Source organism: Kosakonia sp., from assembly GCF_032052965.1.
Lineage (GTDB): Bacteria > Pseudomonadota > Gammaproteobacteria > Enterobacterales > Enterobacteriaceae > Kosakonia.
In genome coordinates this window covers 24166-44924 of sequence record NZ_DAMBVN010000021.1, presented here as the reverse complement: position 1 = coordinate 44924, position 20759 = coordinate 24166, and the positions used below count along the sequence as shown (strand labels likewise).

18 protein-coding genes and 1 other RNA gene are annotated in these 20759 nt (G+C 54.2%); 14 read left to right on the top strand and 5 right to left on the bottom strand.

Annotated features, from left to right (window positions below):
* The first annotated feature begins 4 nt into the window (after positions 1–4).
* Positions 5–1981, top strand: a complete 1977-nt coding sequence (gene speA, locus RTX30_RS19685) for a biosynthetic arginine decarboxylase (RefSeq protein ID WP_312691920.1) — start codon at positions 5–7, stop codon at positions 1979–1981.
* A gap of 59 nt (positions 1982–2040) precedes the next feature.
* Here the strand turns inward: speA and RTX30_RS19680 are convergent, their stop codons facing one another.
* Positions 2041–2799, bottom strand: coding sequence for a M48 family metallopeptidase (locus RTX30_RS19680; protein WP_312691917.1), 759 nt, complete (start codon positions 2797–2799; stop codon positions 2041–2043).
* A gap of 277 nt (positions 2800–3076) precedes the next feature.
* Between RTX30_RS19680 and tkt the strand changes: the two genes are divergently transcribed.
* The 7 genes from tkt (at position 3077) to RTX30_RS19645 (ending at position 11514) form a co-directional block, all read left to right on the top strand.
* Complete coding sequence (tkt, locus tag RTX30_RS19675; RefSeq protein ID WP_312691915.1) at positions 3077–5071, top strand: transketolase; 1995 nt, start codon at positions 3077–3079, stop codon at positions 5069–5071.
* A 378-nt stretch (positions 5072–5449) separates the two neighbouring features.
* Entirely contained in the window at positions 5450–6469 is a 1020-nt protein-coding gene (gene epd, locus RTX30_RS19670; RefSeq protein ID WP_312691913.1) for an erythrose-4-phosphate dehydrogenase, read from the top strand.
* 48 nt (positions 6470–6517) lie between these two features.
* Positions 6518–7681 carry a phosphoglycerate kinase gene (gene pgk / locus RTX30_RS19665; RefSeq protein ID WP_312691911.1) on the top strand — a complete coding sequence of 388 codons (1164 nt, stop codon included), beginning with the start codon at positions 6518–6520 and terminating at the stop codon, positions 7679–7681.
* Positions 7682–7777: 96 nt separating this feature from the next.
* Positions 7778–8857 carry a class II fructose-bisphosphate aldolase gene (fbaA, locus tag RTX30_RS19660; RefSeq protein WP_312691909.1) on the top strand — a complete coding sequence of 360 codons (1080 nt, stop codon included), beginning with the start codon at positions 7778–7780 and terminating at the stop codon, positions 8855–8857.
* 186 nt (positions 8858–9043) lie between these two features.
* Positions 9044–9904, top strand: a complete 861-nt coding sequence (gene mscS, locus RTX30_RS19655; RefSeq protein ID WP_312691907.1) for a small-conductance mechanosensitive channel MscS — start codon at positions 9044–9046, stop codon at positions 9902–9904.
* 139 nt (positions 9905–10043) lie between these two features.
* On the top strand, positions 10044–10679 hold the full coding sequence (argO, locus tag RTX30_RS19650) for an arginine exporter ArgO (protein WP_312691905.1): 636 nt from the start codon (positions 10044–10046) through the stop codon (positions 10677–10679).
* Between the two features lie 94 nt (positions 10680–10773).
* Entirely contained in the window at positions 10774–11514 is a 741-nt protein-coding gene (locus RTX30_RS19645; protein WP_312691903.1) for an oxidative stress defense protein, read from the top strand.
* A gap of 34 nt (positions 11515–11548) precedes the next feature.
* On the opposite strand, the gene argP is transcribed toward RTX30_RS19645, so the two are convergent.
* Positions 11549–12442 (bottom strand): DNA-binding transcriptional regulator ArgP, encoded by an 894-nt coding sequence (gene argP / locus RTX30_RS19640; protein WP_312691901.1) that lies wholly within the window; start codon positions 12440–12442, stop codon positions 11549–11551.
* A gap of 164 nt (positions 12443–12606) precedes the next feature.
* On the opposite strand from argP, the gene rpiA reads away from it, so the two are divergent.
* On the top strand, positions 12607–13266 hold the full coding sequence (gene rpiA, locus RTX30_RS19635; protein WP_312691899.1) for a ribose-5-phosphate isomerase RpiA: 660 nt from the start codon (positions 12607–12609) through the stop codon (positions 13264–13266).
* 266 nt (positions 13267–13532) lie between these two features.
* Positions 13533–14765 (top strand): phosphoglycerate dehydrogenase, encoded by a 1233-nt coding sequence (serA, locus tag RTX30_RS19630; RefSeq protein WP_312691897.1) that lies wholly within the window; start codon positions 13533–13535, stop codon positions 14763–14765.
* Positions 14766–14807: 42 nt separating this feature from the next.
* Here serA and RTX30_RS19625 read toward each other — a convergent pair whose 3' ends face one another.
* The 3 genes from RTX30_RS19625 to zapA all read right to left on the bottom strand — a co-directional run bounded on the left by RTX30_RS19625 (position 14808) and on the right by zapA (position 15975).
* Entirely contained in the window at positions 14808–15404 is a 597-nt protein-coding gene (locus tag RTX30_RS19625) for a 5-formyltetrahydrofolate cyclo-ligase (protein ID WP_312691895.1), read from the bottom strand.
* 15 nt (positions 15405–15419) lie between these two features.
* A non-coding RNA gene (gene ssrS / locus RTX30_RS19620) (6S RNA) lies at positions 15420–15603 on the bottom strand.
* A gap of 42 nt (positions 15604–15645) precedes the next feature.
* The gene (zapA, locus tag RTX30_RS19615; RefSeq protein ID WP_017457603.1) at positions 15646–15975 is read right to left on the bottom strand and encodes a cell division protein ZapA; all 330 of its coding nucleotides are present in this window, start codon (positions 15973–15975) and stop codon (positions 15646–15648) included.
* Between the two features lie 227 nt (positions 15976–16202).
* Between zapA and RTX30_RS19610 the strand changes: the two genes are divergently transcribed.
* The 4 genes from RTX30_RS19610 to ubiI are packed head-to-tail and all read left to right on the top strand — an operon-like array spanning position 16203 to position 20517.
* The gene (locus tag RTX30_RS19610; RefSeq protein WP_312691891.1) at positions 16203–16781 is read left to right on the top strand and encodes a YecA family protein; all 579 of its coding nucleotides are present in this window, start codon (positions 16203–16205) and stop codon (positions 16779–16781) included.
* A 23-nt stretch (positions 16782–16804) separates the two neighbouring features.
* The gene (gene pepP / locus RTX30_RS19605; RefSeq protein ID WP_312691889.1) at positions 16805–18121 is read left to right on the top strand and encodes a Xaa-Pro aminopeptidase; all 1317 of its coding nucleotides are present in this window, start codon (positions 16805–16807) and stop codon (positions 18119–18121) included.
* Positions 18118–19296 (top strand): 2-octaprenyl-6-methoxyphenyl hydroxylase, encoded by a 1179-nt coding sequence (ubiH, locus tag RTX30_RS19600; RefSeq protein WP_312691887.1) that lies wholly within the window; start codon positions 18118–18120, stop codon positions 19294–19296. Before pepP ends, ubiH begins: the two co-directional genes overlap by 4 nt.
* 18 nt (positions 19297–19314) lie before the next feature.
* A complete protein-coding gene (gene ubiI / locus RTX30_RS19595) occupies positions 19315–20517 on the top strand; it encodes an FAD-dependent 2-octaprenylphenol hydroxylase (RefSeq protein WP_312691885.1) in 1203 nt (400 codons plus the stop codon).
* Positions 20518–20759: the final 242 nt, after the last annotated feature.

Genomic DNA, 20759 nt, shown 5'->3' with positions numbered 1-20759 from the left:
TGCTATGTCTGACGACATGTCTTCGGTTTCGCCTTCGTCAGCGGGCGAACCAGGTGTACTACGTTCCATGCAGGAGGTTGCGATGAGCTCCCAGGAAGCCAGCAAGATGCTTCGTACTTATAACATTGCCTGGTGGGGCAATAATTACTACGACGTCAATGAGCTGGGCCATATCAGCGTTTGCCCGGATCCGGATGTCCCGGAAGCCAGGGTTGACCTTGCGCAGTTGGTAAAAGCGCGTGAAGCTCAGGGGCAGCGTCTGCCAGCATTGTTCTGCTTCCCGCAGATCCTGCAACACCGCCTGCGTTCAATTAACGCCGCGTTCAAACGCGCGCGCGAATCCTATGGCTACAACGGTGATTACTTCCTGGTATACCCGATTAAGGTGAACCAACACCGTCGCGTCATTGAGTCATTGATCCATTCCGGCGAGCCGCTGGGTCTGGAAGCCGGTTCAAAAGCTGAACTGATGGCGGTACTGGCGCATGCGGGCATGACCCGATCGGTGATTGTTTGTAACGGCTATAAAGACCGGGAATACATTCGCCTGGCGCTGATCGGCGAAAAAATGGGCCACAAGGTCTATCTGGTTATTGAGAAAATGACCGAAATCGCCATCGTGCTGGAAGAGGCCGAACGCCTGAACGTGGTTCCGCGCCTGGGTGTGCGCGCACGTCTGGCGTCTCAGGGCTCCGGTAAATGGCAGTCGTCCGGCGGCGAAAAATCCAAATTTGGTCTTGCGGCTACGCAGGTTCTGCAACTGGTGGAAATTCTGCGTGAGCGCGGGCGTCTGGACAGCATTCAACTGCTGCATTTCCACCTCGGATCGCAGATGGCGAATATTCGCGATATCGCCACCGGGGTACGTGAATCCGCACGCTTCTACGTTGAGTTGCATAAGCTGGGCGTGAATATCCAGTGCTTTGATGTCGGCGGTGGTCTGGGGGTGGATTACGAAGGGACCCGCTCTCAGTCTGATTGCTCCGTGAACTACGGGCTGAACGAATACGCTAACAACATTATCTGGGCGATTGGCGATGCCTGCGAAGAGAATGGCCTGCCGCATCCGACGGTCATCACCGAGTCAGGCCGGGCGGTGACAGCGCACCATACGGTGTTGGTATCCAACATTATTGGCGTTGAACGCAACGAATACACACAGGCGATCGCACCGGCTGAAGACGCACCGCGTGCGCTGCAAAGCATGTGGGAAACCTGGCAGGAGATGCATGAACCGGGCACCCGTCGTTCGCTGCGTGAGTGGTTGCATGATAGCCAGATGGATTTGCACGACATCCATGTTGGTTATTCGTCCGGGACTTACAGTTTGCAGGAACGTGCCTGGGCCGAGCAGTTGTACCTGAATATGTGCCATGAAGTGCAAAAGCAGCTTGACCCAAGTAACCGCGCGCATCGTCCGATTATTGATGAGCTGCAGGAGCGTATGGCGGACAAAATGTACGTCAACTTCTCGCTGTTCCAGTCAATGCCGGATGCCTGGGGCATCGATCAACTGTTCCCGGTGCTGCCGCTGGAAGGGCTGAACCATGCGCCGGAGCGCCGTGCTGTATTGCTGGATATTACCTGCGACTCTGATGGCGCTATCGATCATTACGTTGATGGCGATGGGATAGCGACCACGATGCCGATGCCGGATTACGATCCGGAGAACCCGCCGATGCTGGGCTTCTTTATGGTTGGTGCGTACCAGGAGATTCTTGGTAACATGCATAACCTGTTCGGGGATACCGAAGCGGTTGACGTGTTTGTTTTCCCGGATGGGAGTGTTGAAGTTGAACTCTCCGATGAAGGAGACACCGTGGCAGATATGCTGCAATACGTACAGTTGGATCCGAACACATTGCTGACGCAGTTCCGCGATCAAGTGAAACAGACCGGGCTGGATGAGACGCTGCAACAGCAGTTCCTCGAAGAGTTCGAAGCGGGTCTGTATGGCTACACCTACCTGGAAGATGAATAACATTTACAGGTAGCAGCCAGTCGAACAATACAGGGAGGCAATATCGCCTCCCTGTTGCGTTATTGAATGCCGTCTGCCGCCATGCGGTCGCGAATATGTTGCGCGCGTGCTGCAGATGCTGGGTGGTCGTCAAACATTGAGCTTTGGCGGCCTTCTTCCATTTTGGCCAGTTTCTCAAAGCTGGTGGCCAGTCCCGCAGGGCTGATGCCGCGTTTGCGCAACAAGTCGTAAGAGTAATCATCCGCTTCGGATTCCTGACGCTGAGAGAACTGCGAATTGACCAGTTGCTCGCCCAGCGCGCCAAGCTGTGACTGCGACAAGCTACCGACAACGCCGCCCGCAGATGCCGCAGCTGCACGTACCGCATTGGTCCCCAGCGCAACCTGCATGCCTTTCTTCACATGCCCGAGCGCAACGTGGCCCATCTCATGGCCAATCACTGCCTCAACTTCGTTATCCGTCATCATATCCATCAAGGCGCTGTAAACACGGATACAGCCGTTCGCCATTGCAAAGGCGTTCACATCCTTCGCCACATAGACTTTGTAGTTCACCGGTTGACCGTTGATATTGTCGCCAAGCGCCGCCGCGATTTTACTCAGACGCTGACTATAGGGGCTGCTCGCTGGCGCGATGCTGGCTTTGCTGTCCATCTGCTTACAAGCGTCATCACTCAGCGCCTTAACCTGTGCATCACTCAGAGTATAGGCCTGGAATGCTTCCGCCCCGGAGGTAAGAAAACCGCTGGAGTCCATATTCTGGCAGCCGGCCAGCAGGGTGGTCATTCCCAGAGCAAGTAATACTGGGCGAATTTTCATGTGTCATCTTCCGCAATGGTGAGTAATTTTCTGATTTTGTCACTGCCCGGGCGAACCGGTAGTGAACGTAAGTATAAAGAAGAGCAGGAAAGGCGAGCGAGAGGATTGCGCAACATGCGAGCAGCTTCCGGAGATTTCTGAACAGGCAAAAGGATGGTCCATGTACATGACTATCCGCTTGGGTTACATTGTTGGCACTTTTTTCCGGCGTAGCCCAAAACGCGCTGTCGTCAAGTCGTTACGGGAACTGCCTTTAATCGTCCGATCTGGAGTCAAAATGTCCTCACGTAAAGAGCTTGCCAATGCTATTCGTGCGCTGAGCATGGACGCGGTACAGAAAGCCAAATCCGGTCACCCGGGAGCCCCGATGGGGATGGCTGACATTGCCGAAGTCCTGTGGCGTGATTTTCTGAACCACAACCCGACGAACCCTGCATGGGCTGACCGCGACCGCTTTGTGCTGTCCAACGGCCATGGCTCGATGCTGATTTACAGCTTGCTGCACCTCACCGGCTACGATCTGCCGATGTCCGAACTGCAGAACTTCCGTCAGTTGCACTCCAAAACGCCAGGTCACCCTGAAGTCGGTTACACCGCCGGTGTAGAAACCACCACCGGGCCGCTGGGGCAGGGCATTGCCAATGCCGTGGGCATGGCGATTGCTGAGAAAACGCTTGCTGCGCAGTTCAACCGTCCGGGCCATGACATTGTTAACCACTTCACCTACGCCTTTATGGGTGACGGCTGCATGATGGAAGGCATCTCTCATGAGGTCTGCTCACTGGCGGGTACCCTGAAACTGGGCAAACTGGTCGCGTTTTATGATGACAACGGCATCTCTATTGACGGTCACGTTGAAGGCTGGTTCACCGACGATACCGCGAAACGCTTCGAAGCCTACGGCTGGCACGTGGTGCGCGGCGTTGATGGTCACGATGCAGACGCCATTAAACGCGCAGTAGAAGAAGCGCGCAGCATTACCGATAAACCATCGTTGCTGATGTGTAAAACCATTATCGGTTTCGGTTCACCGAACAAAGCCGGTACGCATGACTCCCACGGTGCCCCGCTGGGTGATGCAGAAATCGCCCTGACCCGTGAGCAACTGGGCTGGAAATACGCGCCATTTGAGATCCCGTCTGAGATTTATGCCCAGTGGGATGCGAAAGAAGCAGGCCAGGCTAAAGAAGCAGCCTGGAACGACAAGTTCGCGGCCTATGCCAAAGCCTTCCCGCAGGAAGCGGCAGAATTCACCCGCCGTATGAAAGGCGAACTGCCGTCTGACTTTGATGCTAAAGCGCAGGCTTTTGTTGAGAAGTTGCAGGCTAATCCGGCGAAAATCGCCAGCCGTAAGGCTTCACAGAACGCCATCGAAGCCTTTGGCCCGCTGCTGCCGGAATTCCTGGGCGGCTCTGCTGACCTGGCGCCAAGCAACCTGACTATCTGGTCTGGTTCGAAAGCGATTAACGAAGAGACTGCCGGTAACTACATCCACTACGGTGTGCGCGAGTTCGGTATGACCGCGATTGCCAATGGGATCTCCCTGCATGGCGGTTTCCTGCCGTACACCTCTACCTTCCTGATGTTTGTAGAATATGCCCGCAACGCGGTGCGTATGGCGGCACTGATGAAACAGCGTCAGGTTCTGGTTTACACCCATGACTCCATCGGTCTGGGTGAAGACGGCCCGACTCACCAGCCGGTGGAGCAGGTGGCTTCTCTGCGTATGACCCCTAACGTCAGTACCTGGCGTCCGTGCGACCAGGTGGAATCTGCCGTGGCGTGGAAATACGGTGTTGAACGTGCCGACGGCCCGACCGCGCTGATCCTCTCCCGTCAGAACCTGGCGCAGCAGGAGCGTTCGGCGCAGCAACTGGCAGATATCGCCCGCGGCGCATACATCCTGAAGGATTGCGCAGCCGCGCAGCCGCAGCTGATTCTGATCGCTACCGGTTCTGAAGTTGAACTGGCGGTAGCCGCATGGGAAAAACTGACAGCCGAAGGCGTGAATGCACGCGTGGTTTCTATGCCGTCCACCGACACGTTCGACAAACAGGATGCTGCGTACCGTGAATCCGTGCTCCCGAAAGCCGTTTCTGCACGCGTGGCTATCGAAGCTGGTATTGCTGACTTCTGGTTCAAGTATGTTGGCCTGAACGGTGCTGTGGTTGGGATGACCACTTTCGGTGAATCAGCACCGGCTGAGCTGCTGTTCGAAGAGTTTGGTTTCACTGTCGACAACGTCGTCGCCAAAGCGAAAGCAGTGCTGTAAGAGCCTGCCTGCAGGTAAGCTTCCTCTTATCCGGCAAGGTGTGTTAGCTGGCCGGAAAGTGTAAGCGCTAACCCGCATCGTCAGGTAATCATCAACCGGGCAGATTGCCCGGTTTTTTTCGTCCGTTATTCTTCGTTTCGCCGCCATGTTGCCCATTATTCCAGTGAAAATGTGACACAAGTCAGATTACTGGCGAATCCGTCTGGACAATCATTCCTTTTATTCCTTGTTTCGCTTATTCTAGCTGAAGCGTTTCAGTCGATTAAATGTTCGACAAATGACCAAATAAGCGCAGTTACGGCAGGCGAGGATTCCCCTCCAGGCGTTGCTGGATTACTCTGTCATCCACTTCAAACCGGCCTGTCTTGCAGGAGAGTTATGACCGTACGCATAGCGATAAATGGTTTCGGTCGCATCGGGCGCAATGTGCTTCGTGCTTTATACGAATCCGGGCGTCGGGCGGAAATCACCGTGGTGGCAATCAATGAACTGGCAGATGCCGTAGGCATGGCGCATTTATTGAAGTATGACACCAGCCACGGCCGTTTTGCCTGGGATGTGCGCCAGGAGCGAGAGCAACTCTTTGTTGGCGATGATGTGATTCGTCTTTTACACGAGCGCGCTATCGCTGCATTGCCCTGGCGTGAGCTGGGCGTCGATGTGGTTCTCGACTGTACTGGTGTGTATGGCAACCGCGAAGATGGTGAAGCGCATCTGGCGGCGGGGGCGAAAAAGGTATTGTTTTCCCATCCCGGCAGCCACGATCTCGACGCGACCATCGTTTTTGGTGTTAATCAGCAGACATTACGCGCCGACGATCGCCTTGTCTCTAATGCTTCCTGCACCACGAACTGTATTATTCCGGTCATCAAACTGCTCGACGATGCATATGGTATCGAGTCGGGAACGGTAACAACCATACACTCGGCAATGCACGATCAGCAGGTTATTGACGCCTATCATCCGGATCTGCGTCGTACGCGGGCAGCCAGTCAGTCGATCATTCCGGTAGATACCAAACTGGCGGCGGGGATCACGCGAATCTTCCCGCAATTCAACGACAGATTCGAGGCGATAGCCGTACGCGTACCGACGATTAACGTCACGGCTATCGATCTCAGCGTAACGGTTAAAAAACCTGTAAAAGCTATGGAAGTCAACGGGTTGCTGCAAAAAGCAGCGCAGGGGACATTTCATGGTATAGTTGACTATACGGAATTACCGTTGGTTTCAACCGATTTTAACCACGATCCGCACAGTGCCATTGTTGATGGCACACAGACACGGGTCAGTGGCGCGCACCTTATTAAAACCCTGGTATGGTGCGATAACGAATGGGGCTTTGCTAATCGGATGCTCGACACGACGTTAGCAATGTCGGCTATTGGTTTCAGGTAAGGCACTGATGTGTCTGCAAAACTTTAAGAATCATTGAGAGGATTCACCATGTCTGTAATTAAGATGACCGATCTGGATTTGGCAGGTAAACGTGTTTTCATCCGTGCGGATCTGAACGTACCGGTTAAAGATGGCAAAGTGACCAGCGACGCGCGTATCCGTGCTTCTCTGCCGACCATCGAACTGGCGTTGAAGCAGGGCGCGAAAGTGATGGTAACTTCTCACCTGGGTCGTCCGACCGAAGGTGAGTACAACGAAGAATTCTCTCTGCTGCCGGTCGTAAATTACCTGAAAGACAAACTCTCCAACCCGGTACGTCTGGTTAAAGACTATCTGGATGGCGTTGAAGTGGCTGCAGGCGAACTGGTGGTTCTGGAAAACGTGCGCTTCAACAAAGGCGAGAAGAAAGACGACGAAACACTGTCCAAAAAATACGCTGCCCTGTGCGACGTATTTGTGATGGATGCCTTCGGTACTGCGCACCGCGCGCAGGCGTCTACGCACGGTATTGGCAAATTTGCTGATGTTGCCTGTGCTGGTCCGCTGCTGGCAGACGAACTGGAAGCGTTGGGTAAAGCGCTGAAGGAGCCGGCTCGTCCGATGGTCGCTATCGTGGGTGGTTCTAAGGTTTCTACCAAACTGACTGTTCTGGACTCCCTGTCCAAAATTGCGGATCAGCTGATTGTTGGCGGCGGTATCGCTAATACCTTCGTTGCTGCCCAGGGCCACAATGTGGGTAAATCTCTGTACGAAGCTGACCTGGTGGATGAAGCGAAACGTCTGCTGAGCACTTGCGATATCCCGGTTCCGACAGATGTTCGCGTGGCCACTGAGTTCTCTGAAACCGCTACCGCTACCCTGAAATCCGTTAATGACATCAAAGATGATGAGCAAATTCTGGATTTGGGCGACGCGTCTGCAGAAAAACTGGCTGAAATCCTGAAAAACGCCAAAACTATCCTGTGGAATGGTCCGGTTGGCGTGTTTGAATTCCCGAACTTCCGTAAAGGTACTGAAATTGTGGCTAACGCTATCGCAGACAGCGACGCGTTCTCCATTGCTGGCGGTGGTGACACCCTGGCGGCGATTGATCTGTTCGGTATCGCTGACAAGATCTCTTACATCTCCACTGGCGGCGGCGCATTCCTCGAATTCGTCGAAGGCAAAGTTCTGCCGGCAGTAGCTATGCTCGAAGAGCGCGCTAAAAAGTAAGTTTTGCTGGGCAGGGAAACCTGCCCAATTTTCAGCGCGCTTAAAAGCTCGCGACGTTTCTCAACGGTCGAAGATACAGATACAGGACTACGTAACATGTCTAAAATTTTTGATTTCGTAAAACCGGGCGTGATCACTGGTGATGACGTTCAGAAAGTGTTCCAGGTAGCAAAAGAAAACAACTTTGCACTGCCGGCAGTTAACTGCGTGGGCACTGATTCCATCAACGCTGTTCTGGAAGCTGCTGCGAAAGCTAAAGCACCGGTTATCGTTCAGTTCTCTAACGGCGGCGCAGCGTTCATCGCAGGTAAAGGCGTGAAAACTGACGTTCCGCAGGGCGCAGCAATTCTGGGCGCTATCTCTGGTGCGCACCACGTTCACCAGATGGCAGAACATTACGGTGTGCCGGTTATTCTGCACACTGACCACTGCGCGAAAAAACTGCTGCCGTGGATCGACGGCCTGCTGGACGCGGGTGAAAAACACTTCGCTGCTACTGGCAAACCGCTGTTCTCTTCTCACATGATCGACCTTTCCGAAGAGTCTCTGGAAGAGAACATCGAAATCAGCTCTAAGTACCTGGCACGCATGGCTAAAATGGGCATGACGCTGGAAATCGAACTGGGTTGCACCGGCGGCGAAGAAGACGGCGTAGACAACAGCCACATGGACGCTTCTGCACTGTACACTCAGCCGGAAGATGTTGATTACGCGTACACCAAACTGAATGCGATCAGCCCGCGTTTCACCATCGCTGCTTCCTTCGGTAACGTACACGGCGTATACAAGCCGGGCAACGTGAAACTGACCCCGACTATCCTGCGCGACTCCCAGGAATATGTTTCTAAGAAACATAACCTGCCGCACAACAGCCTGAACTTTGTATTCCACGGCGGTTCCGGTTCTTCCGCACAGGAAATCAAAGACTCCGTAAGCTACGGCGTGATCAAAATGAACATCGATACCGACACCCAATGGGCAACCTGGGAAGGTATCCTGAACTACTACAAAGAAAACGAAGGCTACCTGCAGGGCCAGCTGGGCAACCCGAAAGGCGCAGATCAGCCGAACAAAAAATACTACGACCCGCGTGTATGGCTGCGTGCAGCGCAGACCAGCATGGTCGCACGTCTGGAGCAGGCTTTCAAAGAACTGAACGCGGTAGACGTTCTGTAATCTGAATCCTGATTCAGCAAAAAGCCCGCAAATATGCGGGCTTTTTTATTGGGATTTCAACAGGCTGCTGGCGGCATAAAGTGTGATCCGTTTGGCGAAACTGCCTCTTATTGTTTACCCTTTAGGGATCTGTCTCCGCGCGCGGGCGGCAGTTTTTATGTCTGGAACAACAGTAAGGAAGAAAGAATGGAAGATCTCAACGTCGTCGACAGCATTAACGGTGCCGGCTCGTGGCTGGTGAATAACCAGGCGCTATTGCTGAGCTACGCCGTCAATATCGTGGCTGCGATTGCCATCATCATTATTGGTATGATCGTGGCGCGTGTTGTCTCAAGTACCGTTAACCGTCTGATGGTGGCAAGACATATTGATGCCACTGTCGCGGATTTTCTCTCCGCACTGATTCGCTATGGGATTATCGCATTTACCCTGATTGCCGCGCTGGGGCGCGTAGGGGTGCAAACGGCTTCGGTGATCGCGGTGCTCGGTGCCGCTGGTCTGGCGATTGGTCTGGCATTACAGGGCTCGCTTTCTAACCTCGCAGCTGGCGTGTTGCTGGTTACTTTCCGTCCGTTTCGTTCGGGTGAGTACGTTGATCTTGGTGGCGTGGCGGGTACGGTATTACAGGTGCAGATTTTCTCAACCACCCTGCGTACCGTTGATGGCCGCATTGTCGTGATCCCGAACGGCAAAATCATTGCCGGTAATATTGTTAACTTCTCTCGTGAGCCGGTACGCCGCAACGAGTTTATTATTGGTGTCGCTTACGATTCCGATATCGACCTGGTGAAGCAGATCCTGACTGAGATTATTCAGGCCGATGATCGCATCCTTAAAGATCGTGACATGACGGTACGTCTGAACGAGCTGGGGCCAAGCTCCATCAACTTTGTGGTGCGGGTGTGGAGTAAGAGCAGCGATTTACAGAATGTTTACTGGGATGTACTGGAGCTTATCAAACGCCGCTTTGATGAAAACGGCATCAGCTTCCCGTTCCCGCAGATGGACGTTAACCTCAAACGTACCCACGAAGCGACAGAACAATAATTATCCGGGCCGACACTGTCGGCCTTTTTTATCGTCTTCTTCATTAGCTGTACTTATGTATGATTAAAATTATCAATTTCCGCTAATGAAAATCTCGCGTTATAGTCTGTTTTAGAAACAATTCAGACGGAATTTCGATGTGATATCTTATTATTTTCAAGGCTTTATGCTTGGTGCTGCACTGATCCTCCCTCTCGGCCCGCAAAACGCGTTTGTGATGAATCAGGGGATCCGCAAGCAGTATCACATTATGACTGCACTGCTCTGTACTTTGAGTGATGTTTTACTGATCTGTGCCGGGGTGTTTGGCGGTAGCGCGTTGCTAATGCAGTCCCCGTGGCTGTTAGCGCTGGTGACCTGGGGCGGCGTTGCTTTTTTGCTGTGGTACGGTTTCGGCGCGCTAAAAACGGCACTCAGCAGCCAACCGGATATTGCCAGCGCGGAAGCGTTACGCCAGGGGCGATGGCGTATTATTGCCACAATGCTGGCGGTGACCTGGCTTAATCCGCATGTTTATCTGGATACGTTTGTCGTGCTCGGTAGTCTGGGGGGGCAACTGGATGTTGAACCGCGCCGCTGGTTTGCGTTAGGTACGGTCAGCGCTTCTTTCCTGTGGTTCTTTAGCCTTGCTTTACTGGCCGCTTGGCTGGCACCGCGCCTGCGAACAGCCAAAGCACAGCGGGTAATTAATCTGCTGGTCGGGCTGGTGATGTGGATTATCGCGCTTCAGCTCGCGAAAGAGGGCGTGCACCATTTGCAGGGATTATTCAGTTAAGGTAAGTCCGATGGACAATTTGCGCCGAGCCGCTAAGCTTGCTGCCAGGCGTCCAGTGTGTGTGGACGTAACAAAGCACCATGGAGGAGCAACGGTGAAATTTAAAGTGATGGCCCTGGCGGCAATGGTTGGTTTCAGCGCAATGGCGGTACAGGCAAATGAATTGCCTGACGGCCCGCATATTGTCACTTCGGGTACGGCAAGCGTGGATGCGACCCCGGACATCGCCACCCTGGCGATTGAAGTTAACGTCGCCGCTAAAGACGCCGCTTCAGCCAAAAAACAGGCTGACGACCGTGTTGCGCAATACCTGAGTTTCCTTGAGCAAAACGGCATCGCCAGGAAGGACATTAATGCCGCGAACTTACGTACTCAGCCCGACTACGACTACCAGAATGGCAAAAGCATTCTGAAAGGTTACCGCGCGGTGCGCACAGTGGAAGTGACGTTGCGCGAGCTGGAAAAACTCAACTCATTGCTGGACGGCGCACTGAAAGCCGGGCTGAACGAGATCCGTTCCGTCTCGCTGGGCGTTGCGCAACCAGAGTCTTTTAAAGATAAAGCCCGCAAAGCGGCCATTGATGATGCGACGCATCAGGCACAGCAACTGGCGGCCGGTTTTAATGCCAGACTCGGCCCTATCTACAGTGTGCGTTACCATGTTTCTAACTATCAGCCAAGCCCGATGGTGCGGATGATGAAAGCCGAAGCAGCAGCGCCAGCTTCAGCGCAGGAAACCTACGAACAGCCGACGATCCAGTTTGATGATCAGGTTGATGTTGTGTTCCAGTTGGAACCTGTACAGAGCCAGCAGCCAGCCCCCGCGGCGAAATAACGCTCACCCTCACCCGTTGCGGGTGAGGGCATTATTAATCCTGCCGTAACACGCGGTGCCCATACTCTAACAGCGCATCGGTCACATTGCGCATCATCCGGCTTTCCGGTGCGAAACGGTGCCAGTAAAGCATGCGGCGTTGCAGCAGTCCCGGCGTTAAGTCAATCAACTCGCCGCTGTTCAGCTCTCTTTCAATCTGTAAATGTGGGATCATACAGCAGGTAGTTCCCTGACGCGCCAGCTGAACAAACGCTTCTGACGAGTTAACGATATGGCATGGCACACTACCCGGCGGTAAATCAAAATACTGTTGTAAAAAGGCCTGGTGCATATCATCCAGGTGGTCAAACGCCACCGCAGGGGCCTTCAGCAGCGCAGCGCGCGTGACACCATTCGGAAAGTAGCGCTCGGCGAATGCTTTCGAACCGACAAACAGGTAATCCAGCGCCCCCAGTTGATCGACCAGGCAGCTCGGCAGAGCCTGCGGCTGGATACTTACTGCCCCCACTACTTCACCGCGACGCAGGCGTTCCTGAGTACGGGTTTCATCTTCGACTTGCAGATTCAGGCGAATGGGCGAGTCCGCCAGGACAGGGGCCAGCGCAGGCAGCAGCCAGGTTGCAAGACTGTCGGCGTTGACCGCCAGCGACAGCAACAGCGGCGTGGAGCCGGTTTGCTCATCGCCCAGCCACTCCTCTTCTAACAACTCGACCTGACGCAGCAGCGCCAACAGCTTTTGCCCCTGTTCAGTCGGGCGGGGCGGCACCGTGCGCACTAATAGCGGCTGGCCGAACATATTTTCGAGCTGCTTAATGCGCTGCGATACGGCGGACTGGGTAATACACAGCTTTTGCGCGGCGCGCTCAAATCCGCGCTCACGGATGACCGCATCAAGGGCTTGTAGTGTTCTGTAGTCCGGACGTTTCATTGCTCGCGCAGTCTCCTGAAAAATGATTACCCAGCACTATGACATAAATTTTTGTCAGATACAGACGAAATTGGCTGTCGCGTAATGTGACACTGGTCACAGGGACATTTAGGGGGTGGCTGGTCTATAATGCGCCTGAAATTTCACACCACAGGTGAACGACCATGACGCAGGATGAACTCAAAAAAGCCGTGGGCTGGGCAGCGCTGAAGTATGTTGAGCCCGGCACCATTGTTGGCGTAGGCACTGGCTCCACCGCCGCGCACTTTATTGACGCGCTGGGCACGATGAAAGGCCAGATTGAAGGCGCCGTTTCCAGCTCGGATGCCTCGACTGAAAAACTGAAAGGCCTGGGTATTACCGTGTTCGATCTCAATGAAGTTGACCGTCTGGGCATTTATGTTGATGGCGCGGATGAGATCAATGGCCAGATGCAGATGATCAAAGGCGGCGGCGCGGCGCTAACGCGTGAGAAAATTATCGCCTCGGTCGCCGATAAGTTTATTTGTATTGCTGATGCGTCCAAGCAGGTCGATATCCTGGGTAAATTCCCGTTACCGGTAGAGGTGATCCCGATGGCTCGCAGCGCAGTCGCACGCGAACTGGTTAAACTGGGCGGTCGCCCGGAATATCGCCAGAATGTGGTAACTGACAATGGCAACGTGATCCTTGACGTTTACGGTCTGGAAATCATCGACCCCGTCGCGCTGGAAAACAGCATTAACGGCATCCCGGGCGTCGTCACTGTAGGGTTATTCGCCAACCGGGGCGCGGATGTAGCACTCATTGGCACCGCTGATGGCGTGAAAACCATCGTAAAATGATCTGACCGGGAGGCGAAGGCCTCCCTGTAAAAAATCCGCGATCGGCAAATTTGGTGATATCTGTCACGTTTATAGGCCTCTCGTCGTCTACCTGCCGCCGTGTTTCGCTTTTCCAGCATTTTTGTCTGCCTTTTCCCTCTGTATGACATTTCTTCAGATGGCCGACGCAAACGTTCATATTGCTGCAATAGTTTTTTTTGATATGTTGACTAGAGCGGATAGTTATCTGCACAACATCACAGTCAAGACAAAACAGGGTCGGGTAAATGGCAAAGGTATCACTGGAGAAAGACAAGATTAAATTCCTGCTCGTTGAAGGAGTTCACCAGAAGGCGCTGGATAGCCTTCGTGCGGCAGGTTATACCAACATCGAATTTCACAAGGGCGCGCTGGACAGCGAACAACTGAAAGAATCTATCCGTGATGCCCACTTCATTGGCCTGCGATCCCGTACTCAACTGACTGAAGATGTCATTGCAGCCGCTGAAAAGCTGGTGGCGATTGGTTGTTTCTGTATCGGTACCAATCAGGTCAATCTGGATGCGGCAGCAAAACGCGGTATTCCGGTATTCAATGCCCCGTTCTCTAACACGCGTTCTGTCGCTGAACTGGTCATTGGCGAACTACTCCTGCTGATGCGTGGCATTCCGGAAGCGAACGCCAAAGCGCACCGCGGCATCTGGAACAAGCTCGCGGTCGGCTCCTATGAAGCTCGCGGCAAAAAACTGGGCATCATCGGTTACGGTCATATTGGCACCCAGCTTGGCATTCTGGCGGAATCGCTGGGCATGCATGTATTCTTTTATGACATTGAAAACAAACTGCCGCTGGGTAACGCCACACAGGTACAGCATCTTTCCGATCTGCTGAACATGAGCGATGTTGTCAGCCTGCATGTACCAGAAAACAACTCCACCAAAGATATGATCGGCGTGGAAGAGCTGGCGCTGATGAAGCCAGGCGCACTGCTGATCAACGCCGCACGCGGTACGGTAGTTGATATTCCGGCGCTGTGCGATGCGCTGAAACGCAAACATCTGGCCGGTGCGGCGATTGACGTCTTCCCGACAGAACCGGCAACTAACAGCGATCCGTTTGATTCCCCGCTGTGCGAGTTCGACAACGTGCTGCTGACGCCGCATATTGGTGGCTCCACGCAGGAAGCGCAGGAAAACATCGGTCTGGAAGTCGCAGGGAAACTGATAAAGTACTCTGATAATGGCTCTACGCTGTCTGCCGTTAACTTCCCTGAAGTGTCTCTGCCGCTGCATGGCGGTCGCCGTCTGCTGCACATCCACGAAAACCGTCCTGGTGTGCTGACTGCGCTGAACCAAATCTTCGCCAGCCAGAACATCAACATTGCTGCGCAGTATCTGCAAACTACGCCATATATGGGTTATGTGGTTGTGGATATTGAAGCGGATGAAGAGGTGGCGCAGAAAGCGCTGCAGAGCATGAAGGCCATTCCTGGCACCATTCGTTCCCGTCTACTGTTCTGATAAGCCACGCGTCTTCCTCTCCCTGACGGGGGAGGGAGGCCGTTACCATTCCCAGATTTTTGACGGCGTGATCACCGCAGGCAGCGGGACATCCCACTCTTCTACCGGCAATTCACCCACTCCCTGGCAATCATGGGCATAACCCACCGGTTGTAAACCATACCGACGCCAGTTTTGTAACGTCCTGTCGTAAAAACCGCCGCCCATTCCCAGGCGCTGGCCTTGTTCATCAAACGCCACCAGCGGGGTGATAAGTACATCTAACTGCTGGAGTGGCAGCACATCGCGGACGTCCAGTCTGGGCTCCCGGATCTTCAGGCGATTAACCACCAATTCACTGTGCGGATGGTAGTGCAAAAAAAGTAAATTTCCGTGGCTAAAAGGATGCAATACCGGCAGGTAAACGCGTTTGCCGCTGCGCCAGAGTTGTTCGATCAGGGGTTGAGTATCCAGTTCGCCATCAAATGAAAGAAACAGCGCGACAGTATGCGCCATCACGACTGGCGGCCAGGCCATCATACGTGCGGCGGCCTGTTGGGCAAAATGTGCTTGCTGCTCGCTGGTCAGTGCCTGGCGTCGCTGGCGAATGAGTTTGCGGATTTCTTGCCGAGATGAAGGAAAATCAGGAAGTTGCGTCATGGTAGTAAAAAGAAGGGAATCTCCGAGATGCCGCCGCAGGCTGTAACCCTTGAACCCTTGGTTCAAGGTGAATGCGTCGTCATGATTTTAAGGCTTCTCGGACGAACCGAGCATGCTCACCAACCATGGATCGCCACATTCTTGTGGTATGAAATATCGGCTCAGGGGACTGGCCCGCTTGCAAACATCTCAGAGAATTTTTTAACTTCACGGTCACTCTACCACAACTGACCCTGAAGTGTTATTCAAACTTCGGCCCCGGTCTTTCTGTTATGCGACCCTGATCAAGCAATGCCTGTTCGATGGTCTGCTGTAACATCCGAATACGCTGTTCCATGCTGGCGGCGTATTCGCGGGTTTTTGCCTTTTCCTGAGTCAGCTCGTAGCTGATGTTCAGCGCGGCGATAAACACCAACTGCTCAGTATTTGTGACTCTAGTGCGAACTTTCAGATCTTGCAACCGCTGATTCAGATCTTCCGCAGCCTGGTTTAGAGCATCCCTCTGCTCAGGCGGGCAGTTCACTCGCAGTGAACGACCAAAAATTTGGATATCGACGGGTTGTGCAGACATGCCACCTTCCTGCTGTTTGACTGCGCTCTGCCTTCGCATCCGAGCCCTGGGCTGCGAAGGGGCGACACTATATGCTAGCCTGGCGCGTGCTTTCAAGTTTTTTGCGTCTATACCTTAAATATTCAGCGTGCATGCAAAGGCATGGAACGTGAAGCATCACGGGTATATCACCAGGGGCCAAAGTGGTAGCATATCATGAATATTCCCCCCAACGACGACGAATGCGCATGTCTATACAGAACGAAATACCTGGTTACAACGATGTAGGCCAGCTACTCAACCAACAAGGCGTGGGATTGCTTCCTGCTGAAATGCACGGGCTTATCGCGGGGATGCTCTGCGGCGGCAACAAAGACAGCTCCTGGCTGCCGTTGCTGCATGATTTAACCAATGACGGACTGGCGTTCGGCCACGAGCTGGCAGAGGCGCTGCGCAAAATGCATGCAGCAACCAGCGACTCTCTGGAAGACGACGGTTTCCTGTTCCAGCTTTATTTGCCGGATGGCGATGAGGTGAGTGTTTTTGACCGGGCCGATGCGCTGGCTGGCTGGGTCAATCATTTCTTGTTAGGACTGGGCGTAACGCAGCCGAAGCTCGATAAAGTCACGGGTGAAACCGGTGAAGCAATTGACGATCTGCGCAACATTGCGCAGCTGGGCTATGACGAAGAGGAAGATCAGGAAGAGCTGGAGATGTCGCTCGAAGAGATCGTCGAATATGTCCGTGTCGCGGCGTTGCTGTGCCACGACACTTTCACGCGCCCGCAGCCAACCGCACCGGAAGTGCGTAAACCGACATTACATTAATCAGCCTTGCAGGGAGGGGTGTCATGACACAGCTTGAGTTTCTCCGTCGTCGCCAGGCGTTACTGGCGCAGATGGTGCCAGGGAGCGCGGCGCTGATTTTTGCTGCGCCGGAAGTTACCCGCAGCGCCGACAGCGAGTACCCGTATCGGCAGAATAGCGATTTTTGGTACTTCACTGGCTTTAACGAGCCGGAAGCGGTACTGGTACTGATAAAAAGCGATGACACCCATAATCATAGCGTCCTGTTTAACCGCGTGCGCGATAAAACGGCAGAAATCTGGTTCGGTCGCCGTCTCGGCCAGGAAGCTGCGCCGGAAAAATTGAGCGTCGATCGCGCGCTGCCCTTCCCGGATATCAACGAGCATCTTTATCAGTTGCTGAATGGCCTTGATGCGGTTTACCACGCGCAGGGCGAGTTTGAGTATGCTGATAAAGTTCTGTTTACGGCGCTGGATAAGCTGCGCAAAGGTTCGCGTCAGAATCTGACCGCCCCCGCCACGTTGACCGACTGGCGTCCAATTGTGCATGAAATGCGTCTGTTCAAATCCGCCGAAGAGATTGATGTGATGCGCCGTGCCGGAGAAATTTCTGCGCTGGCGCATACTCGCGCCATGCAGGTTTGCCGTCCGGGCATGTTCGAGTATCAACTGGAAGGTGAGATTCACCATGAATTTAACCGCCACGGTGCGCGTTTTCCCTCCTACAACACGATTGTCGGCTCTGGCGTGAACGGCTGCATCCTGCATTACACCGAAAACGAAAGCCAAATGCGCGACGGCGATTTAGTGTTGATTGATGCAGGCTGTGAATATCAGGGATATGCCGGAGATATCACACGCACGTTCCCGGTGAATGGCAAATTCAGCCCGGCTCAACGTGAAATTTACGACATAGTGCTGGCATCCCTGGAACATTCCCTGACGTTATTCCGACCGGGCACTTCAATTCAGGAAGTGACGGGTGAAGTGGTGCGCATCATGGTAAGCGGGTTGGTAAAACTCGGCATTCTGCACGGTGATGTGGAAGAGCTCATCACCAACAACGCACAGCGCCCTTTCTTTATGCACGGGTTAAGTCACTGGCTGGGGCTGGATGTGCATGACGTCGGCGTTTACGGCCAGGATCGCTCACGCAAGCTGGCGCCGGGAATGGTGCTAACGGTTGAGCCGGGGCTGTATATCGCGCCGGATGCTGATGTACCGGAGCAGTATCGCGGTATTGGCATCCGCGTGGAAGATGACATTGTCATCACAGAAGATGGCAATGAGAACCTGACTGCCAGCGTGGTGAAAACCGCGGATGATATCGAGGCGCTGATGGCGGCGGCACGTCGTTTATGAGCGTGATTATTGTTGGTGGCGGCATGGCGGGCGCCACCCTTGCGCTGGCCATTTCTCGCCTCACTAACGGCCAGTTGCCGGTACATTTGATTGAGGCGACCACGCCGGGTACGGCACATCATCCGGGGTTTGATGCCCGCGCAATTGCCCTGGCGGCAGGAACCTGCCAGCAACTGGAGCGTGTGGGGATCTGGCAGACGCTGGCCGCATGCGCCACGCCCATTTCCACTGTTCACGTAAGCGATCGCGGCCACGCGGGGTTTGTCACGCTGGACGCGCACGATTATCAGCTTGATGCGCTGGGCCAGGTGGTGGAGTTGCACGATGTGGGGCAGCGGTTGTTTGCCCTGCTGCAAAACGCCCCGGGCGTTACCCTGCATTGCCCACAAAAGGTCGACCGCTTTTGCCGTACGGAGCAGCACGTCTGCGTAACACTGGAAAGCGGCGAGTCCATTACCGGTCAACTGTTGGTGGCGGCAGACGGTTCGCGTTCTGTTATTGGCGGGCAGTCAGGTATTCACTGGGAACAATCGCCTTACGATCAGGTAGCGGTTATTGCCAACGTGACCACCTCCGTAGCCCATCAGGGGCGGGCTTTTGAACGGTTTACTACGCACGGTCCGCTGGCCATGTTGCCTATGTCGCAGGGGCGATGCTCGCTGGTGTGGTGCCATCCGCAGGAAAAACAGCAGCAGGTTGCTGGCTGGTCAGATGAAGAATTTTGCCATGAGTTGCAAAAAGCCTTCGGCTGGCGACTGGGCCGCATCATGCAGACCGGTAAACGCAGTGTTTATCCACTGACGCTCACATGTGCCTCTTCGCCCATCTCTCACCGCACGGTGCTCGTGGGGAATGCGGCGCAAACGCTGCATCCTATTGCCGGGCAAGGTTTTAATCTCGGTATGCGCGACGTGATGACCCTTGCAGAAAGCCTGGCGCAGGCCTGGTCGGCGCAGAACGATGTGGGAAGTTATCCGGTGCTGACGCGCTATCGCAAACGCCGTCATGCGGATAAGAAAGCCACCATCGGTGTAACCGATGGACTGGTGCATCTGTTTGCCAATCATTGGGCGCCGCTGGTCGTCGGGCGTAATGCCGGGCTGATGGCGATGGAATTATTTACCCCGGCGCGCGACAGGCTGGCGCAGCGAACCCTCGGTTGGGTTGCCCGTTAAGGATTTAAGGAGTCTAGAGTGCAGAGTGTTGATGTTGCGATTGTCGGCGGCGGCATGGTGGGGCTGGCGCTGTCCTGCGGGTTACAGGGCAGCGGCCTGCGCGTGGCGGTGCTGGAACAGCAAGTTCCTGAACCATTAGCGGATGATGCGCCACCGGCGCTGCGCGTCTCGGCGATCAATGCCGCCAGCGAAAGGCTGCTTAGCCACCTTGGTGTATGGTCAACTATTATTGCCCGGCGCGCGGGTTGCTACCACGGCATGGAAGTGTGGGACAAAGACAGTTTCGGTCGCATTACTTTTGATGATCACAGCATGGGGTACGATCACCTCGGCTACATTGTTGAAAACGCGGTCATCCAACAGGCGCTGTGGGAAAAAGCCCGGCAGTGCCAGGACGTCACCCTGTTTGCTCCCGCTGGCGTGCAGCAAGTTGCGTGGGGTGAAAACGACGCTTTCCTCACGTTGCAGGACGGAACGATGCTTACCGCACGGCTGGTCGTGGGGGCGGATGGCGCTAATTCGTGGTTACGCAACAAAGCCGATATTCCTCTGACGTTCTGGGATTATCACCATCATGCGCTGGTGGCGACCATCCGCACCGACGAACCTCACCAGGCGGTGGCCCGTCAGGTTTTCCATAACGATGGTATCCTCGCCTTTCTGCCGCTCAACGATGCGCATTTGTGCTCTATTGTCTGGTCATTGCCACCCGATCAGGCAAAAGCGATGCAGCAGGCCAGTGATGAAGCCTTTAACCAGGCGTTATGTATGGCATTCGATAACCGTCTTGGTTTGTGTCATGTGGAGAGTGAACGGCAGGTCTATCCGCTCACCGGGCGTTATGCCCGCCATTTTGCCGGGCACCGTCTGGCACTGGTAGGGGATGCAGCCCATACCATTCATCCACTGGCGGGCCAGGGGGTTAACCTCGGTTTTATGGATGTGGCTGAGCTCATTACCGAACTGCGCCGTTTGCGCAGCCAGGGCAAAGATATTGGCCAGCATCTGTATCTGCGTCGCTATGAACGCAGCCGTAAACACAGCGCGGCAATGATGCTGGCAGGGATGCAAGGTTTTCGCGAATTGTTCGCTGGCGCTCACCCGGCCAAAAAATTGCTGCGCGACATGGGTCTGAAACTGGCCGATACCCTTCCCGGTGTTAAAAGCCAGCTTTTGCGTCAGGCATTAGGTCTGAACGATCTTCCAGAGTGGTTACGTTAACTTCGTCACACTTTCCCTTCCCCATAGCGGGAAGGGTTCCTCCCCCCTCATTTGAAATATTCTAATTTCACGCCATTTTTCACATTACTTTTTCTCATGTGGTGAATTTTCTTTTTCTGGAAAACTCACTCTTTTACCGAGTGAAAAGCTGGTTGAAGACCAATTTTCATGCAATGTATAATAATAATGACGGTTTTTTGCGGTCATGCGCAGCATAATAAACTTCCTCTGCTTTTCGTGAA

Excerpts from the sequence above, each read along its gene's own strand:
- speA (WP_312691920.1), top strand. The coding sequence starts at position 5 with ATGTCTGACGACATGTCTTCGGTTTCGCCTTCGTCAGCGGGCGAACCA.
- RTX30_RS19680 (WP_312691917.1), bottom strand. The coding sequence starts at position 2,799 with ATGAAAATTCGCCCAGTATTACTTGCTCTGGGAATGACCACCCTGCTG.
- tkt (WP_312691915.1), top strand. The coding sequence starts at position 3,077 with ATGTCCTCACGTAAAGAGCTTGCCAATGCTATTCGTGCGCTGAGCATG.
- epd (WP_312691913.1), top strand. The coding sequence starts at position 5,450 with ATGACCGTACGCATAGCGATAAATGGTTTCGGTCGCATCGGGCGCAAT.
- pgk (WP_312691911.1), top strand. The coding sequence starts at position 6,518 with ATGTCTGTAATTAAGATGACCGATCTGGATTTGGCAGGTAAACGTGTT.
- fbaA (WP_312691909.1), top strand. The coding sequence starts at position 7,778 with ATGTCTAAAATTTTTGATTTCGTAAAACCGGGCGTGATCACTGGTGAT.
- mscS (WP_312691907.1), top strand. The coding sequence starts at position 9,044 with ATGGAAGATCTCAACGTCGTCGACAGCATTAACGGTGCCGGCTCGTGG.
- argP (WP_312691901.1), bottom strand. The coding sequence starts at position 12,442 with ATGAAACGTCCGGACTACAGAACACTACAAGCCCTTGATGCGGTCATC.
- rpiA (WP_312691899.1), top strand. The coding sequence starts at position 12,607 with ATGACGCAGGATGAACTCAAAAAAGCCGTGGGCTGGGCAGCGCTGAAG.
- serA (WP_312691897.1), top strand. The coding sequence starts at position 13,533 with ATGGCAAAGGTATCACTGGAGAAAGACAAGATTAAATTCCTGCTCGTT.
- RTX30_RS19625 (WP_312691895.1), bottom strand. The coding sequence starts at position 15,404 with ATGACGCAACTTCCTGATTTTCCTTCATCTCGGCAAGAAATCCGCAAA.
- zapA (WP_017457603.1), bottom strand. The coding sequence starts at position 15,975 with ATGTCTGCACAACCCGTCGATATCCAAATTTTTGGTCGTTCACTGCGA.
- RTX30_RS19610 (WP_312691891.1), top strand. The coding sequence starts at position 16,203 with ATGTCTATACAGAACGAAATACCTGGTTACAACGATGTAGGCCAGCTA.
- pepP (WP_312691889.1), top strand. The coding sequence starts at position 16,805 with ATGACACAGCTTGAGTTTCTCCGTCGTCGCCAGGCGTTACTGGCGCAG.
- ubiH (WP_312691887.1), top strand. The coding sequence starts at position 18,118 with ATGAGCGTGATTATTGTTGGTGGCGGCATGGCGGGCGCCACCCTTGCG.